The sequence below is a fragment of the Aquiflexum sp. genome, from assembly GCF_041751335.1.
Taxonomy (GTDB): Bacteria; Bacteroidota; Bacteroidia; order Cytophagales; family Cyclobacteriaceae; genus Aquiflexum.
Genome location: NZ_JBGSXS010000191.1, coordinates 1 through 17,449, shown reverse-complemented (window position 1 = coordinate 17,449; position 17,449 = coordinate 1). Strand labels below are relative to the sequence as shown.

Below are 17,449 nucleotides of genomic sequence, written 5' to 3'. Positions count from 1 at the left end.
GTGGCGTTTTTCTTGTTGGTATAGAACAGCATAACCAAGTTATTGCAATCCTCTGTGGTAATGGATGGTGCCGTAGCCACTAATGACTGTGGTCCGGAAGCCCCACTGGATGTAACTATAGGATTTTTGGTATCAGCTCCGCTGACCCGGGTGATTCCCATTGTCCATTTTGGACTTTGATTGATTCGGAATCCATAGGTATCCGGTTCATTTTCTCCTACCACCTTGTAATATGTGGCCAAGGCTACCTGATTCTGCTGATTGGTCCTTCTTATCTCTTTCCAACTGTCATCTGGAGGGGTAATGGATGGTGCCCGTCCTTTCTCAAACATCAGCCCGACTACCAATAGGTCGCCTTCTCGTGTGCCGGTAGGTTTTTTTATGGTTGCTGGATTACTGGTATTTCCAGCCCCCATTGCTGTCTCAAAGTCTCCGATTTTTGGAGCCTCATTGATACAACCTGTAACGGTAAGACTTCCGAAGGTGGATTCTTCCAAATCGACGGTGTAATTGGCAGGAGTAAACAGGGTCACTTTAGGTATAATGCTATAAGTACCAATAGCAATTGGTGTCGTACTAGGATAAGAAACTTCATCTTTAAGGAGAGAATATTCAATTTTCTCCACAACAGACTCCTTATTTTCTATATCCTCAATTTCATTTCCATCGCTGTCCAGGAATGTGCTGCTATATGCAAATCCATCAAATTCTGAAGAATATACAGGAGTTTCATCACCAAATTCAATCTCTGAAGGATTTGCAGAAGTAGTCACAGTCAACTTGGCAGGAGTGATTTCTAAGGTACCAGGCAAATAGGCAACATTTAGGTTTCGTGATTCAAATGTTCCAGGTACAATGAAGTTGTTTCCAACGCCTATACCGCTTACCAAGGTAATCGAGAAAAACTCCAAGTTGGCTTCAGGATTCTCCTCATCAGCATCGCCAAAATCATAGTAATCTTTTGAATTAACTTGTATTTCCTCTGCCCCCTCAAGGTCGCTTTCTTTGAAGATAATCAGGACATTGTCAAGTTCCTCAATTTCTTCCTCGTCAACTTCTGAGTTAATGATAGACTTTCCGTTGATAATGGTTTTTCCATTGATGATAGTACGTGCATTGATGATGGTACGACCGTTGATCATGCTATTTCCGTTGATTAAGGTACGTCCCTTAATAAGTGTTCTGGAGTTTATGAGTGCCTTTCCGTTGATTACTGCATTGAGTAAATTCTGATCTTCAGGATTATCTATGTAATCTAAGAAAGAACCAAATGGAACATCAATCACTGAATTGACTATCGCCTTTCCGTTGACAATGGATTTTCCATTGATAAGTGTTCTTCCTTTGATGTCCGTACGACTATTAATGATTGATTTCCCGCTTACCATAAAGCTGAGATTGACCAGATTTTCACTATTGATAATTGTCCGGCCGTTTAGGTCAAAAAGTCCAATTGGAAGGCTGTCATCTCCTTCTTGTTTGGCTTTTTCCAGATCCAACATATATTCGCTAAGAATGGTAGCTTTTAATTCCTCTACGTCTAGAATTTTGGCTGCATCTTCAGGTGTAATCATAACTTCATATTTGATAGCATCGCTTACGGATTCACCATATTCTAATGAACCTCCATCTATCAGGTCAATAGGTTTAATGGTAATAGGCAAAGTTTCAACAGTAATTATTCCCGGTCCATAGTTACCCAATGCATTATTTGTTCCATCGTAGAACAGATTTCCATCTTCTTGAAGTACACCTACATAGTTGTAGTAATCGGAGAATTCAAAACCTGTTTCTGGATGTGAAGCTGTAATTATATAAGTACCTACTTCCGCCAAGTCACCACTAATAGGACTGGAAAGCGTCAATGGCAGCAAATTACTACCCACTTCTATTGGGCCTAAAGTAAGCCCTACATCTTCAAGAGTGAGTTCGCTAGGAACCCAATTATTATCAGTTCTTTCAAATACACTTGCAGTAAAGGGCTGTAGAATATATCCATATTTCTTGGCCATATCATCGGCACGGATAGCAATGGTAGTCTTGACGATGTCATAGAAATATATCGGGCCAGAAGATCCACCATCCAATTCACTATCCGAGATGGCGTTATTGACAACGGTGATTCCCGGATTTCCAACAAATGGGGGAATGGTTACCTCAAGGTATAACGAATCAGGATTAAATGTTGAAGAAATCAATTCGTCACGGAGGAAAACTTCAGAACCTTCGTAAAAACCTGATCCGCGAATGATCAGTGTAAAGCTAACGTCTCCTACAAACCCACCTTGTGCTGCTGCATTTGTCGTATCCAATCGTATTATATTAGGGTTTGGTGTAGCCAAAGTAAGTAATGCCCTGTCAGCTCGAATAAGCCCTGAACCGGATTTTAAATCATCTCCTGGTTCATGCATATCTTGTGCGGTAGTTTTTAATACTCTTCGGATATCGTCTGATAAGGTTGAACCGGGAACTTCCCAACCTGCAGGTGTTGTTCCTGGGTAATATTTTTTCCTTGCCTGTTTTATCAAGGCCGCAATTGCTGCTGCATGTGGAGCGGCTGCAGAAGTACCAAAGAAATTTGGAAAACCATCACCTTCTAAATCAGGCGCACCTAGGTTCACAGTTGTATTTCCACCATTAGGTCCAGTAAAGTCAGGTTTATTGCGAACCACATTATTGGTAAGCGTCCCACCCCTTGAAGAAAACGAAGCAACTGTGAACGGTGTCGTTCCGCTCGGTACTAGACTTGGGTTAAATCCAAAAACAGAGGTGTTTGCATAAAGTACTGCACCAACTGTCATGGCACCCTCAGCATTGGCGTGACCGACAATTGTAGATGCATTCATGCCATTCTGATCGTTCGGATCAAGTTCGCCTCTGAAAACCACATATTTAAACTTAATCCCCCTATTGGAATCAAGGTCGGTACAACTCTCGCACTCCCTTGCAATTACTAGATCGACCGTCGTTGGTTCTGTAATGGTGAAGGAAAGGATTTCTATAGGGTCTCCATTCGAGTTATTCCTGTTGAACCCAAATAAAGGGGCACCAAAGTCCCTAAGATATATATCAAAATCATATAAACTGCCCGTCTGATCAAAAGAATAAAGAGGGTCATCCCATTGAAGCGCAATCATATAGACAGCTGGACCATTTTGACCTGGATAGACTTTTATGGATTGCGTAGTATTACCATCCCCAAATTGATGAACCCTACCTCCGTTTGTCCATTCTCCGCTATTTAGCGGTAAGGCAATAGTATTATCATTTACAGGATTAAATACCCCTTCAAAAGATTTTGTTCCAAAATTTCCCGCAGAAGTAAAATATGAAACACCATTAGCTGTAACATCATTGACTGCCTTGGCGACTCTTCCATCACTAAAGAAAGGTTCTGTTACATAGGTAATGTCATCAACTATAACGTCACTTCCAGCGGAGGCTAGGTCGCGGATTCCTTGGGCGAAATCGCCTGCTGTAATCACTCCTGTCCTGAAACCAAGTTCTGCACTTGGCGCCACATCATGTATAATCTGCAGCATAGCACGACCTTCATCTGTTCCGATTCCAAATCGGCTTGGCAGGTCCCTAAGGAAATATAAGCTATTAGGCAAATCGCCGTTTTGAATGTCTGTAGCCAATGTATTTACACCTGCATCATTACGTGTTGCATAACTATCTGAAAGCACACCGATTTTAATCCCTGTCCCGTCTATTGTCTGGTCACCGTTAAAATGAGAATATCCTGCTCTTACAAGGTTGGATCGCATGACACGGTCCCCTTGAGTAGTGGTTGCACCTTTATTCGGAACACCTGGGATTGCAGGGCGGACGTAATTTATGATTTCAAAATGCTTATTTAATTCCAATAACTTATCTATGGGAATAAAACCAGCTAATATTAATGAATTCGGATCTTGTTTTAATTCTTGTTCAGTTGGTGTTACAAATTTAAGGTTTTCAAGAATTGTCTTTGCTTGAGCAAACTTCTCTTTAAAATATATTACCTCAACTAGGACCTCAACTTGGTTTTCTTCATTTTCACTGATATAGAAAAGTTCGTTGGACTCAACAGTTTCACCCTGCTTGAAAATTTCATGTAGTGCCTTTAATTCAGAACCTATGGGTTCATACACTTTTCCCTGTGAGCAAATGCCAAATATTTGACGGTCATTGACTATTATATCGAATGTTTCAGAACTTCCGCAACCGCCTGCTGATGAAACCTCAATCTTATCACCGTTAGTTACTAATATATCTTCAGGAGTTTCTATAACATTACCATTTCGTTTGAAAATAAGGTTTCCCGAAGGATCGACCTTGACAAATTCAAATAAATCTGCCATCGCGGTATTGCCACCATTTTCTGTACTACAAAGAATTGCATCCACAACCGATAAGGTAGGTGGAGTGTTAACAATGACATTAAGGCTACAAGAAGTGGGATCGCATGCACCCACATTATCTATATCTACTGATACATTTCCTGAACTAGTCCACTCAACTGTTATCGAATTAGTACCTTGGCCAGAAATTAGCTCTCCGCCTCCTGTAACTGACCAAGTGTAGGCTGCTGATCCTGCTGGGACTGAATAGGTTGCTGTAGAACCTTCGCACACTTCTTTCTCACCCTTTATTTTACATTCTGTATCAAAATCAATGACTTCTGATGCAGCTTGTACAGAACGGTCCTGGCCCCCAACAGATTTTCCATCCAAGGAAATTACCCTGGTATGGTAAGGAGATCCATTGATACTTGAAGCTGAATTGCCTTCACCCCAATCCTGAACTCTCGCGATATGGCCACCCCAGGCAATGACAACGGTATTATTAGGACCGTTATTGCCACCGGCTGTAAATGAAATACTTAATCTTGTGACTGCGCTGGTCGCTGAAATATCATCTTGCCGTGCATACTCTATTTTACCTAAGGTGCCACCATAGATGGCAATTTTTCTTTCATTATCAGAAAGTTGATTAAAACTGGTGGATGGCTGTGGTTCTCCAAAAGGTGGCGGTATTACCCCAAAACTTGGAATATCATCACTAGGTACAACATTTTCACAGATTCTATTAAAACTCGTGATATAGTCTATGGCGCTTTTATTATTGGTACGGGTATCCCATTCAATCTCAACAGTGTGGTTTCCTGCCCTTAATCTTGAAATTGTCATTCTATAGGGAATGGACTGACCTTCAAAGAAATGGCTATTGCTAGAATTGGAATTTCCGGTTGCCCAGTTCACGGGACTTACAGGGTCATTATCAATGCCGCCGTTTTGGCCTTGCTCAAGCTTGACAGTTTGGGCCATTGTTGGATTGAGGGCAAGCAGCCAAACCATGATCAGCCATTTGCCAATAGAAAAGAGCTTACGCATTGGTGAATTTTTTAACAATTTTGAGAGGATGCAAATCTTGTTCATAAACTAGAAATTAAATAATTTTTCACTTGAGTATAAAATTTTGAAAACTCGCTTTTGAAAAATAAAATGCAGTTTTCGATTAGTGAAAACACTTTTCGAATATATAAAATGATTTGTAATTTTACAATGAAGATCAAATTGTTAGAGAAAAAAATAATGCTTTATTATATTATAAATGGACAAAATTAAATCAATCCCTAAAAGGAAATTAAATGGAACCAATGATTACCGTAAAAATTTTTTGACAATATCAGTAAATTTTTTTGAATCCTATGAATCTGATTGATTACAGTTTAAATAATACTTATAATTAGTAATAAATTTACGATATGGGTTTTTAAATATTCCGACTCTAATTTTTCAATAAGCTATATTGTATTCCGAGGAAGAAACTTTTTTCCAGAATAATTATCTATAAAACCCCCAAAAGCTTAATTTTATTCAATTTAGGTCAGGTGAGTTTTCGAGGAATTCTAAGAAATAGCTTTTAATCAGCAATTGAAAGTCTGAGGTTTTTGGTAATATTTATTTCCCTATTACTTTGATCAACATACCTTGGTCGACTAAATCATCGAGGAGCATTCCATTCAAGAGGGCCAGTTCTTCAAACCTATCTTGAGGCATGCCAAAATGCTGTAATGCTGCCTGTAAGTTCATCTTTCTAGGTGCAGATTTGATTCTGAGCACATCAGGCTTTCGGTTCAATTTTTCGGAATCCTTCAGTTCCTGAAAAGCCCTCATGGTACCTAGGAAGACTGGTTGATAGCTGGGAAATTTGGACAGTTCTGAAATTCCCATTGTATTATAAATATTACCGCCAAATTGGATTAGGGTAGAAATAACACGAATGGTCCCCTGTTCCTGTTTCTGGTCTGCAGTCATTATCAAAGCTGATAAGCCATTGATTTTTTCCTCTTTTGAATCAACCAATTCCAGTTTAAACTGCTCTAGAATTGTATTGGCTGCTTCTTTAAGAGAACTGCCAGAACCGAGGGAAAGCATCATCAAAGCTTCGCCGTTTTTTGGTGCCATTTGAACCTGCTGGGGCGTATTCTGAAAACTCCAATCGTTTGGTATGGAAAATGAAAATTTCAGAACCGGATGATAAAAAACACTATTTTCAACATAACCCTGATTTGGATCTTCACCTACTATCAGGCCATCAATCCTTTTGAGGTAACTGTTTCTATTTACTTCGGCATTGGTCATTTTCAGTTTTTCTTGCCATACCCCTGCCAACTTGGCCACAGTCACGTTACGTTCAGCTGGTGATGGATGTGTAGATAAAAAATCAGGAATATCCTCTCCTCCGGATTTGGCCTGCTGTCTTTCAAGGGTTTCAAAAAAGCCTGCCATTTCAGTAGCATCATAACCGATTTTGGAGGAATATTCGACCCCTAATTTATCGGATTGCCTTTCTGCATCCCTCCCAAAACTCAACAAAGCCAACTGCATTCCTTGGGACAAAGGTTCTACAAATTGAGTAAGTTCTGGCACCAATATTACTCCTGCTATTAGACCAAGTTGACTTAGCATTTGGTTACGTTGCTGAATTACAGAATGTCGTGCCGTGATATGTCCGATTTCATGCCCCAAAACTCCTGCAAACTCCGCTTCATTGTTGAAATGTGCCATAATACCACGGGTGAAATAAACATATCCACCTGGTACGGCAAAGGCATTGATAACAGGTGAGTCCACCACTTTGAATTCGTAATCCAATTTAGGTCTATGGGATATGGCTGCCATTTCTAACCCTTTATCCGTAATAAATTTCTGTAGTTGTGGGTCATCATATAGGCCAAAAAAGGCTACAATCTGTGGGTCTGACTCTTTTCCCATCGCAATTTCTTGGGCCTCAGACATGAAAACAACTTGTCTTTTTCCTGTAACAGGATTTCTGGCACAACCATTAAGCATTATTGTGGTAAGCATTAAGCTGATAAACAGGATATAATGGAATTGTTTCATGGGGTGGGTTTTAGGATATTTTGTATTCGGAATCAATAAAATCAATAAGACGATAATAGTTAGGTTAGCAATTTTGGAACCAAATAAAAAAATTCTAAGCCTTATGCAAGTAATTTTTGATTTTGTGTAAGACTTTAAGTTAAGGCTTTCTTAATTAACAAACCATAATTCAATTCTTTTCCAAATCATTAAATTTCCAATTAAAGTTGTAAATTGGTAAGCCAACCAATAAGAATTTACTATTTAATTTTTCATGAAGCCTCGATTCACTCCTTTGGATTCAATGGAATCCTACCTAAAGTCGGAAAATGGTAAAACTGCTACACGTAGGTTGTCACAATATATCCCTGAAATGGAATTGGAGTTTCAGAGGATAAAGAAAGCCATCCCTTTTGAACTGACAGAAGAAGCATTGTTGAAATATGTTGATTTTGATGAATTAAGGCCAAAACTTCAGGTTGATATCAATATTTCCGGAATATTGGTGGACTTTGATCCTGTAAATTGGATCGAAGGCCTGGAATTGCTGGATGGAATCCGAAAGCATCAAGACATCAATAATATCAAAGCCTGTAAGTTGATCACCCTTATCATTAAAAGAAATTCCCAAGAAAGCGGTTATTTCGATAAAGAGATTAAGAAAGGGACTTTTGTTTGGCTTTTGAAAAATCTCAGTCAGGAATAGTCCACCTTAGATCATCGGAATTAAGGTCTGTTTTTACTTAACATTTTTATAATGTTTAGAAATGAATTGATTGTATTTAACTGTTAAAATGAAGGCAGTCTTAAAAATAGATAGCCTTTTTCCGCAATCGCGATCAGGGAGAAGACTGCTATAATTACTAATTGGGTAGGATTTAAGATTCGACAGCTGCAATGGCTTCCTGCAAGTCACTTTCCTCAATGACTTTCCCTAAATCGACGCCACCCCTGAACAATAGCATTCCTCCCGCCACCCCAAGAGGGTAATTTTTGTTTTGTAAGCCATGAATCAGAAGGTAGGTTCCTGAAAAAAGCATCACTACGGGTTCAATACTTTTAAAACCCTTTTTGACAGTGATAAATATTGATTTTGCTAGCGTTGTCATTTTATTTTCGTTTAATTTTTAACTTTTGCTGAGTAAGACATCAATTTAAAACATATATGGTTATCAAAAAATCCCACTCAAGATAATTTAAGTCAATTATTGTGCCGCATACCCGATCTCCCGTATTGAACCAAATTGGTATTTGCCATTAATGTAAAAATAGAGGCATTTTTATTAAGAAGGATTATTTTTTATTTACATTTAATTTAATAACCCCACCTGACAACGAATAATTTTCCGGAAATAATTTCTTTACCCAGTCCCTTATTGATTCAGAATCTCTATGAACCAAAAAGTTTCCCAAGCTTCGTCATTGCGTGTGTATTCCATTGATGTGTTCAGAGCTATCACTATGTTGCTGATGATCTTTGTAAATGATTTATGGACTTTAAGGGAAATCCCGGAATGGCTCGGTCATGCTCCTGCGAAGGTGGATGGGATGGGATTAGCTGATGTGGTATTTCCTGCCTTTTTGGTCATTGTAGGTTTGTCTATTCCATTCGCCATTTCCAAGCGGATCAAAAAGGGGGAAAGTATGATAGATACCTTAAAACATATACTTTTCAGAACTATGGCCTTATTGACAATGGGAGTTTTTCATGTCAATTTGGAAAATTATAATAGTGCTGATTCAGTGCTTTCAAAGCCAGTTTGGCAGATTTTAATGACCATTGCATTTTTTCTGATATGGCTTGATTATTCTTCGTATCTCAATAAAAAAAGAAATAATCTGCTTCAAATCAGTGGGGTATTGCTTTTAGCAGTCTTGGCATTCCTATATGTTGGAGGAACTTCCGAAAACCCGATGTGGATGAAGTTTCATTGGTGGGGGATCTTGGGTTTGATAGGATGGGCCTACCTTATTGCATCATTGGTGTACCTTGCATTTAGGGAAAAAATGGCAATTTATATTTTCTTTTTTCTATTCTTTCTGTTTTTCAATTCAGCAGAAAAATTAGGTTGGCTGGACTTTCTCAATACCATCAAACCCTATTTTTGGATTTCTGGAAATGGCTCCAATCCGGCTTTTTCCATGGCGGGAGTAGTAATTGGGCTTTATTATAAAAACTATCTATCCAATGGGAAATTCAAAAACTACGGACTTGTACTTGGTTCCTCTGCTTTAGGTTTGATTTTATTCGGCCTTCTGACCCGGCCACTATGGGGAGTATATAAAATTGGAGCCTCACCATCATGGGTCGCTATCTGTACTGGACTAAGTTTTTTGGTTTTGGCTGGATTAATTTGGTTGACAGATAAAAAGGGAAAAGCAGATTGGTTCAACATTATCAAGCCAGCCGGCACCAGCACACTTACCTGTTATCTGCTTCCATACATTCACTATGCGCTGTTTTCGATAGTCGGGATTGTTTTGCCATTGGTTTTGAGAACAGGGTATGTCGGAATATTAAAGTCACTCTTATATGCTTTGATCATCATTTTGATTACAGGTTTGTTGGAAAAAAATAGAATCAGATTAAAAATATAACATTAAAACTCTTCGCCATGAAAAATACCATTGCTTTACTGATTATTCTTTTCTGTTTCAATCTAGGGACAGCCGATGCTCAAGCATTAAAAGATGAACTGCCTGTCAGAGGATTGGCAATTGCTTCACCACAAACCAATGAGGTTGATAGGTTTGTAAAATTTATCCATGAGGAGTTGGCGCCAAGAAAAATTAATACACTTGTATTGAGGGTGGATTATAATTATCAGTTTGAAAGCCATCCCGAACTCAGGGATGAGAATGCGCTGAGCAATAGTGATGTCAAAAAAATGGTGGCAGCAGCTAAACAGCATCAGATCAAACTTATTCCTCAGATCAACCTTTTAGGTCATCAATCCTGGGCTGGTACGCTTGAAAACCTGTTAAGAGTTTATCCAGAGTTTGACGAAACACCTCATGTCAAAATGCCCGAAAAATATGAATGGCCTAATGCGGATGGTCTTTATTGCAAAAGTTATTGTCCTTTGCATCCGGAAGTTCATCAGGTTGTTTTTGCTTTAATGGATGAGATAGTTGAAGTTTTTGAAACGGATGCCTTTCACGCCGGGATGGATGAGGTGTTTTATATCGGAGATGATAAATGCCCAAGATGTCAGGGCTTGGACAAGGCAGAGCTTTTTGCAGGTGAAGTGACCAAAATCAGAAACCACTTGGCATTAGGTGACAGGAAACTGTGGATTTGGGGAGACCGTTTGATTGATGGAAAGACCACAGGGATAGGTTTGTGGGAAGGAAGTTACAACAGAACCCACAAGGCTGTGGACATGATTCCAAAAGATGTGGTAATCAATGATTGGCATTATGAAAAGGCGGTAGGTACACCTGTTTATTTTGCGATGAAAGGTTTTGATGTGATCAGTTGTGCATGGAGAAAACCTCATGTTGGAGTAAGCCATGTGGAGGATATGTTCCTTTTTAGGAAAAATAACACAGAAGTGATGAAAGACCGTTTTGCAGGTGTGATGTTGACGGTGTGGTCTGGAGTGACTCCTTTTTTGGATGGCTTTTATAGTTATAAATCGAATCCAAAGAAAGAAATGACTGAACAGGAAACCAATCAACCTTGGGTAACCTTTGTGCAGATGTTTGATAGGTATGCTGCTATTGCTAATACTGAAAAGTAAATATCAAATCATTTATTGATCATTAAAACTTCATGAAACACTTCAAATACCTTTTATTTCCAATTTTTGTAATTTACTTATGGTCATGCAATAGTCCAAAAGTGGATGAAATCAATGATGAGATTAAACCCAACATCATTTTCATTCTTGCCGATGACCTTGGGTACGGAGACTTAGGCATTACAGGGCAGACCAAAATAGAAACCCCATATTTGGATAGATTGGCAAAGGAAGGAATGCTTTTCACCAATCATTACACTGGCACCACTGTTTGTGCACCTTCAAGGTCAGCCCTGTTGACGGGGTTGCATACAGGACATACTCCAGTCAGAGGTAATTTTGAAGTCCAACCCGAAGGACAGTATCCTTTGCCAGACACTTTGATGACTCTTCCTAGGGCAATGAAAAATGCAGGGTATGTAACAGGTGCTTTTGGGAAATGGGGATTAGGGTTTGTGGGTACATCAGGTGATCCAAATAATCAAGGTTTTGATCAATTCTTTGGATACAATTGCCAAAGGTATGCGCACAGGTATTATCCGGAATATCTGTGGGAAAATGATCAAAAAGTATATTTGCGAGGGAATGATTGGACTAAAAAAGAAACTTATGCACCTGAAATAATTCATGGGGAATCCCTGAAATTTATTGAAAGCAACAAGGAAAATCCATTTTTCATGTTTGTACCAATGGTGATTCCACATGCGGAATTAGCAGTAGAGCAGGATGAAGTTTTTGAAAAATACCGAAACAGATTTGGTGATGAAAAGGAACATATTGCTCCGGCAGGAGGAGACTATGGTCCTGATATGAATATTCCCGGTTACCAATCTGTCAAATTCCCCAGAGCTACTTATGCGACCATGGTCGAAAATTTAGATAGGCAAGTCGGTGAAATTATTGAAAAACTTGAAATGTTGGGAATTAGGGAAAATACCATTATCGTGTTTGCATCTGATAACGGACCACATTTTGAAGGCGGAAATGAACCTGATTTTTTCAATAGTAATGGAATATACAGAGGATATAAAAGAGACCTTTATGAAGGTGGTATCAAAACGCCACTGATTGTCAATTGGCCAAACAAAATCAAAGCAGGTTCTACAACTGATCATATCTCGGCATTTTGGGATTTGATGCCGACTTTCTTAGAATTAAGTGGTAAAAAAATAGATGTACAAATTGATGGAATTTCATTAGCGCCTACCTTATTGGGTAAACCAGATCAAATCAAACATGATTACCTATATTGGGAATTTGTCGAGCAGGGAGGAAAGCAGGCCATTAGAAAAGGTGATTGGAAAGCACTGAGGCTGAACCTGAAAAATGAAAAAAATCCTCCGATAGAACTTTATAATTTAAAGGATGATCCCTATGAATCAATAAACATTGCTGAATCACATCCTGAAATCATTCGGCAAATGGAGGTAATTTTTAAAGAGGCACATGTTCCAAACACGGTATTCAAATTGTTTGAATAAAAAAAACCTCCGCTTTGAACGGAGGTTTTTTTATATGATTGCACACAATGTTGCCAGTAAATTACCAATTAAATAGACACTATGGTTAAAACCTTCGATGCCCGTTACATCGGTCATCGGTCATCGGTCATCCGACATCGGCACCCTGCCTCAAAAACAGGTCTAGAGCTTAACCAACAAGAAAGCGTATAACCAAAATAATTATCCGATAGAAATTCTTTTGAAAACAGAAACTGTCAAACCTTTACTCACACCATCAAGGTACTGGGCAATGGTTTTGCTGTTGTCTTTCACGAAGGCCTGGCTCAACAAAGTGTTTTCTTTGTAGAACTTGTTGAGTTTACCCAAAGCGATTTTTTCTAACATTTCCTCAGGCTTACCTTCCTGTCTTGCTTGGTCTTTACCGATTTCGATTTCTCTTTCGATGGTTGTGGCATCCACACCGTCTTTGTCCACTGCAACAGGATTCATTGCAGCAATCTGCATCGCAACATCCTTTCCGGCTTCTTCTACAGCAGCACCATTGGTTTTCACCAGTGATACCAATACACCCAATTTACCATTGGAGTGGATATAAGAAACGACTGTCTCACCTTTTACAACCTCAAAATGGGAGATTTCTAATTTCTCACCGATTTTACCGGTCATTTCAATGATTTTCTCCTGAACGGTAATGGATTCAAACGGAAGTGCCAAGATCTGCTCTTTGGTTTGGGCATTGTTGCTAATAGCAAGGTCCAATAGGGTATTTGCAAAAGCAGCAAATTCATCGTTTTTGGCCACAAAGTCGGTTTCGCAAGTCAATGAAAGCAAGGTTCCTACAGAACCGTCGGCGTTTACATTGGTGACAATTGTTCCTTCTTTGGTTTCTCGGTCAGCCCTAGAAGCAGATACTTTCTGACCTTTTTTTCTAAGAATGTCAATAGCTTTTTCAAAATCTCCTTCTGCTTCGGTCAGGGCTTTCTTACAGTCCATCATGCCGGCACCGGTCATTTGTCTCAATTTGTTTACTTCTTGTGCAGTAATAGCCATTGTTGTGTTTGTTTATTAGATTAAACTTTATTTCAATTTTTGGAAAAGCCTCTTGATTTTGAGTTTGTACAAAAGACCTTCGAGGTTTGGGGTAATGATTTTTTTTCCGTGTTCCTTTAATAAAAACCTCAAAGGTCAGGTATTTTCAAACCTTGATGATAGTATAAGACCTTCGAGGTTTGGGGTACTGATTTTTCACCATATTCCTAGAAAAAACCTCAAAGGTCTGGCAAAAACAAAAAATTGAACATAGGCCTAAACCTTATGTTCAATCTTTTATATATAGTAAATCAAAGTGGATTACTCTTGAACTTCGGCGTCAACAGCTTTTTTTGCTTCTTCCTCTTCGGTAAGCTTAGCATCTTCTTTGTCTCTTCTTCTTTCAGAAAGACCTTCTTCAATTGCTAATCCGAACGCTTTCACCAACAAAGAGATTGATTTGAATGCATCATCATTGGCTGGGATAGGGAAATCCACCTCATTTGGGTTGGAATTCGTATCTACCAATGCGAAAACAGGGATACCAAGTTTTTGTGCTTCTGCAATAGCGATGTGTTCTCTTTTGATGTCAACAATAAAAAGAGCGGCAGGAAGTCTGGTCAGATCAGCAATACCGCCCAATACACTTTCCAATTTCTCTCTTTGTCTGCTTATCATCAAACGTTCTTTTTTCGCAAGATTTTTGTAAGCGTCCTCCTTTGTCATCTTATCGATGGTAGTCATCTTCTTCAAGGACTTTCGGATAGTGGCAAAGTTTGTCAACATCCCACCTAACCACCTTTCAGTGACAAAAGGCATGTTCAGTCTTCTTGCCTCATCAGCTACCAAGTCTTTCGCCTGCTTTTTGGTAGCGACGAACATGACTTTTTTGCCGGAGCGAACGATCTGCTTGATTGCGTTGGATGCTTCTTCAAGGCAAACGAGCGTTTTATTTAGGTCGATGATATGGATTCCGTTCTTCTCCATGAAGATATACGGCGCCATTCTCGGATCCCACTTTCTTGTTAAGTGTCCAAAGTGAACACCAGCATCCAGTAAGTCTTTATATTCTATTTGTGCCATTAATAAATAAGATAGTTTCTATATATAATTTGAAAAATCTCCAGATTAACGTTTGGAGAACTGGAATTTCTTCCTTGCTTTCTTACGTCCTGGCTTCTTACGTTCTACCATTCTAGGATCACGGGTAAGAAAACCTTCTTTTTTCAATGCTGATCTGTGTTCTGCGTCAAACTCGCACAAAGCCCTTGAGATAGCCATTCTAGCTGCTTCAGCCTGTCCGGTGATGCCACCACCATCAACATTGATTTTGATGTCATAAGAACCATCCACACCTACAAGTGTCAAAGGCTGCTTTACAACAATCTGATGCAGATCAAATGGGAAATAAACTTCGATTGTTCTGTCATTGACAGTAATCTCACCATTTCCTGGTTTCATGTAGATTCTGGCGACTGATGTCTTTCTTCTACCGATTGTATTAATAATTTCCATGGACTGCTTTGATTAAAATTTGACTTCTTTTGGTTGCTGTGCAGCATGAGGATGCTCAGAACCGTTGTAAACGAAAAGATTTCTGTAAAGCTCTCTTCCCAATCTAGTTTTTGGAAGCATGCCTCTTACAGCTTTTTCAACCAAAATTGAAGCAGATTTTTGTTTCAATAACTTGGGAGTAGAAATTCGCTGTCCACCTGGATATCCAGTATGGCGCACATAGACTTTTTCGTCCATCTTTCTTCCTGTCAGCCTTACTTTGTCTGCATTGATGACAATCACGTTGTCTCCGCAGTCTACGTGAGGGGTGTAATAAGGCTTGTGCTTACCCCTCAGGATTTTTGCGACCTCACTCGAAAATCTACCTAATACTGCAGACTGGGCATCCACTACAACCCAGTTTTTCTCTACAGTAGCATCATTTGCTGATATGGTCTTGTAGCTTAATGTATCCACTGTGTAATTGTTTAATTATTAGCTTGTTAAATATACTTCACCCTCAAAAAGGGACACAAAGATAGAAGTAATTTCTTTTTATTGCAAAAGAAACTAAATTATTGCCTAGAAATTCATTTGAATCTTGAATTTTTAACCATTTGGCCCTCTTTTCCTTAACTGTTTTTTTCCAGTTGCCTCATCAATACTTCGAAGTCCTTGGGGTATGGGGCGGTCACTTTTATTTTGGAACCATCCATTCCCGTAAATTCAATGGCATAGGCATGAAGAGAAACCCGCTGCATCAGAGGCATTTCGTCCGTGCCCTTTTTAAGGTTAAACTTTCTTTTCAATGACGATAAATAAAGTGGCTTGCCCCCATAAGTTTCGTCCCCACAGATCGGGGATTTGAGATAGGCCAAATGAATCCGTATCTGATGCAGCCTTCCCGTAATTGGTCTACACTCAATTAAGGTGTGGGTGTAGAAAGTATTTAGGGTATTGAAATAGGTCTGCGCAGGCTTGCCGTCTTTGGTAATCTTGGCGATGCCTTTATTGTTTGCATGCAGATTGCGGTCCACCAATACATTTTTGTACTCATGAATTCCCTCTACGACTGCATGGTATATTTTATCCACTTTTCGGTCCTCAAACTGTATGGCAATGTTCCTATATGCCTCGGGATTTTTTGCGATGACGAGACAGCCGGAAGTTTCCTTGTCCAATCTGTGGCAAACCTGGGCATCAGGAGTGTACTTCTTGGCCAATTCCAGGATGTTCTGCGCCTCGTGCCTATCGTCCAAAGTTGATAAATAAGGAAGCTTATTGACCACGAGGTAATCCTCGTTTTCAAATAGAATCAGGTCTTTAAAATTGATTTTTTTCATGCAGTCCTCTTCCCAATGGGGCGCAAAATTATAGAATATTGATCAGTGTAAAAAATTAATCCAGAAGATTGTTTTGAATCCTGATACTTTAAAAGAATTGGATAAAGCATTTCCAAATACTATCGGTACTTGATCTCGACAGGAGACACTCCGACATTAAGGATGTCAATCCTGCGCGCTGCCTTTTTGGATAGATCGATGATCCTTCCCCCAACAAATGGGCCCCGATCATTGATCCTTACCTTCACCTTTTTGCCATTTTGCAGGTTGGTGACTTTTACTTTTGTCCCAAATGGTAAGGTCTTATGGGCTGCGGTCAATTTGCCTTTTCGGTATATTTCTCCATTGGCGGTCTGTCGTCCATGGAATTTGTCATGGTAGAAGGAAGCTTTACCGGTTTGTACAGTTTTTGGCGAACAGGATGCCATGACACAAAAAAGGAGGAAAATCACTAATATATTCTTAACTACCATCTCATAAAGGTACATAGATTAAGAAATGATTTATAAATTTGGTACAAATATCCGTTGATGGTTACAATTCCAGTTTACCCTGATTTAAGAACAGTATATGTCATGCGCTATGTGATGCCATTGCGTGAAGGTGGCTCATTACCAGCCTTGGCAGATGCCGATGATGGTTTCAGCTATGTGCTTAAATTCAAAGGTGCTGGCCAGCGTGAAAAGGCACTTATCGCCGAATTGTTGGGTGGAGAAATAGCCCGATTGCTTGGATTTAATGTCCCTGAACTGGTTTTTGCTTATTTGGATGAAGCTTTTGGGAAATCCGAAGGAGATGAGGAAATCCAGGATTTACTCAAAGGAAGCCAAGGACTCAATTTGGGTTTGCACTTTCTTTCCAAGGCTTTGACTTTCGACCCGGGAGCGGGAAAGATTGATGAACTTCTTGCTTCCAAAATTGTATGGTTGGATGCTTTTATCACCAATGTGGATAGGACCTATAGAAATACAAATCTTTTGATTTGGAACAGGGAACTTTGGTTG

Annotated in this window: 14 protein-coding genes; 5 read left to right on the top strand and 9 right to left on the bottom strand. The window is 39.3% G+C overall.

The genetic code is table 11. The features are described from left to right. Both ACEW8U_RS10690 and ACEW8U_RS10685 read right to left on the bottom strand, forming a co-directional pair. The coding region (locus tag ACEW8U_RS10690) for a S8 family serine peptidase (protein WP_373522027.1) at window positions 1–5,378 on the bottom strand (5,378 nt) is incomplete at its 3' end. Between the two features lie 570 nt (window positions 5,379–5,948). Beyond that, window positions 5,949–7,394, bottom strand: a complete 1,446-nt coding sequence (locus ACEW8U_RS10685) for a M48 family metalloprotease (protein WP_373522026.1) — start codon at window positions 7,392–7,394, stop codon at window positions 5,949–5,951. A gap of 253 nt (window positions 7,395–7,647) precedes the next feature. On the opposite strand from ACEW8U_RS10685, the gene ACEW8U_RS10680 reads away from it, so the two are divergent. Beyond that, window positions 7,648–8,079: a DUF6508 domain-containing protein gene (locus ACEW8U_RS10680; RefSeq protein ID WP_373522025.1), complete on the top strand. Its 432-nt coding sequence runs from the start codon at window positions 7,648–7,650 to the stop codon at window positions 8,077–8,079. A 172-nt stretch (window positions 8,080–8,251) separates the two neighbouring features. Here the strand turns inward: ACEW8U_RS10680 and ACEW8U_RS10675 are convergent, their stop codons facing one another. Then, entirely contained in the window at window positions 8,252–8,482 is a 231-nt protein-coding gene (locus ACEW8U_RS10675; protein WP_373522024.1) for a hypothetical protein, read from the bottom strand. Window positions 8,483–8,765: 283 nt separating this feature from the next. Between ACEW8U_RS10675 and ACEW8U_RS10670 the strand changes: the two genes are divergently transcribed. From ACEW8U_RS10670 to ACEW8U_RS10660, 3 genes are read left to right on the top strand one after another with little or no spacing between them, the layout of a single operon-like run. After that, the gene (locus tag ACEW8U_RS10670) at window positions 8,766–9,971 is read left to right on the top strand and encodes a DUF5009 domain-containing protein (protein ID WP_373522023.1); all 1,206 of its coding nucleotides are present in this window, start codon (window positions 8,766–8,768) and stop codon (window positions 9,969–9,971) included. Window positions 9,972–9,988: 17 nt separating this feature from the next. Then, a complete protein-coding gene (locus tag ACEW8U_RS10665; RefSeq protein ID WP_373522022.1) occupies window positions 9,989–11,116 on the top strand; it encodes a family 20 glycosylhydrolase in 1,128 nt (375 codons plus the stop codon). Between the two features lie 32 nt (window positions 11,117–11,148). Further along, window positions 11,149–12,597, top strand: coding sequence for an arylsulfatase (locus ACEW8U_RS10660; RefSeq protein WP_373522021.1), 1,449 nt, complete (start codon window positions 11,149–11,151; stop codon window positions 12,595–12,597). Window positions 12,598–12,798: 201 nt separating this feature from the next. On the opposite strand, the gene tsf is transcribed toward ACEW8U_RS10660, so the two are convergent. From tsf to ACEW8U_RS10630, 6 genes are all read right to left on the bottom strand, one after another. Continuing rightward, window positions 12,799–13,629 carry a translation elongation factor Ts gene (gene tsf, locus ACEW8U_RS10655; RefSeq protein ID WP_373522020.1) on the bottom strand — a complete coding sequence of 277 codons (831 nt, stop codon included), beginning with the start codon at window positions 13,627–13,629 and terminating at the stop codon, window positions 12,799–12,801. Window positions 13,630–13,929: 300 nt separating this feature from the next. Next, window positions 13,930–14,691, bottom strand: a complete 762-nt coding sequence (rpsB, locus tag ACEW8U_RS10650; RefSeq protein WP_373522019.1) for a 30S ribosomal protein S2 — start codon at window positions 14,689–14,691, stop codon at window positions 13,930–13,932. Window positions 14,692–14,736: 45 nt separating this feature from the next. Beyond that, window positions 14,737–15,123, bottom strand: coding sequence for a 30S ribosomal protein S9 (gene rpsI, locus ACEW8U_RS10645; protein ID WP_373522018.1), 387 nt, complete (start codon window positions 15,121–15,123; stop codon window positions 14,737–14,739). Window positions 15,124–15,135: 12 nt separating this feature from the next. Beyond that, on the bottom strand, window positions 15,136–15,579 hold the full coding sequence (gene rplM / locus ACEW8U_RS10640) for a 50S ribosomal protein L13 (protein ID WP_373522017.1): 444 nt from the start codon (window positions 15,577–15,579) through the stop codon (window positions 15,136–15,138). A gap of 155 nt (window positions 15,580–15,734) precedes the next feature. Further along, a complete protein-coding gene (locus ACEW8U_RS10635; RefSeq protein WP_373522016.1) occupies window positions 15,735–16,445 on the bottom strand; it encodes an RluA family pseudouridine synthase in 711 nt (236 codons plus the stop codon). Between the two features lie 119 nt (window positions 16,446–16,564). Next, window positions 16,565–16,873: a septal ring lytic transglycosylase RlpA family protein gene (locus ACEW8U_RS10630; protein ID WP_373522028.1), complete on the bottom strand. Its 309-nt coding sequence runs from the start codon at window positions 16,871–16,873 to the stop codon at window positions 16,565–16,567. A 102-nt stretch (window positions 16,874–16,975) separates the two neighbouring features. Here ACEW8U_RS10630 and ACEW8U_RS10625 point away from each other — a divergent pair. Next, window positions 16,976–17,449, top strand: a 474-nt coding sequence (locus ACEW8U_RS10625; protein WP_373522015.1) for a HipA family kinase, incomplete at its 3' end; no start/stop codon positions are given.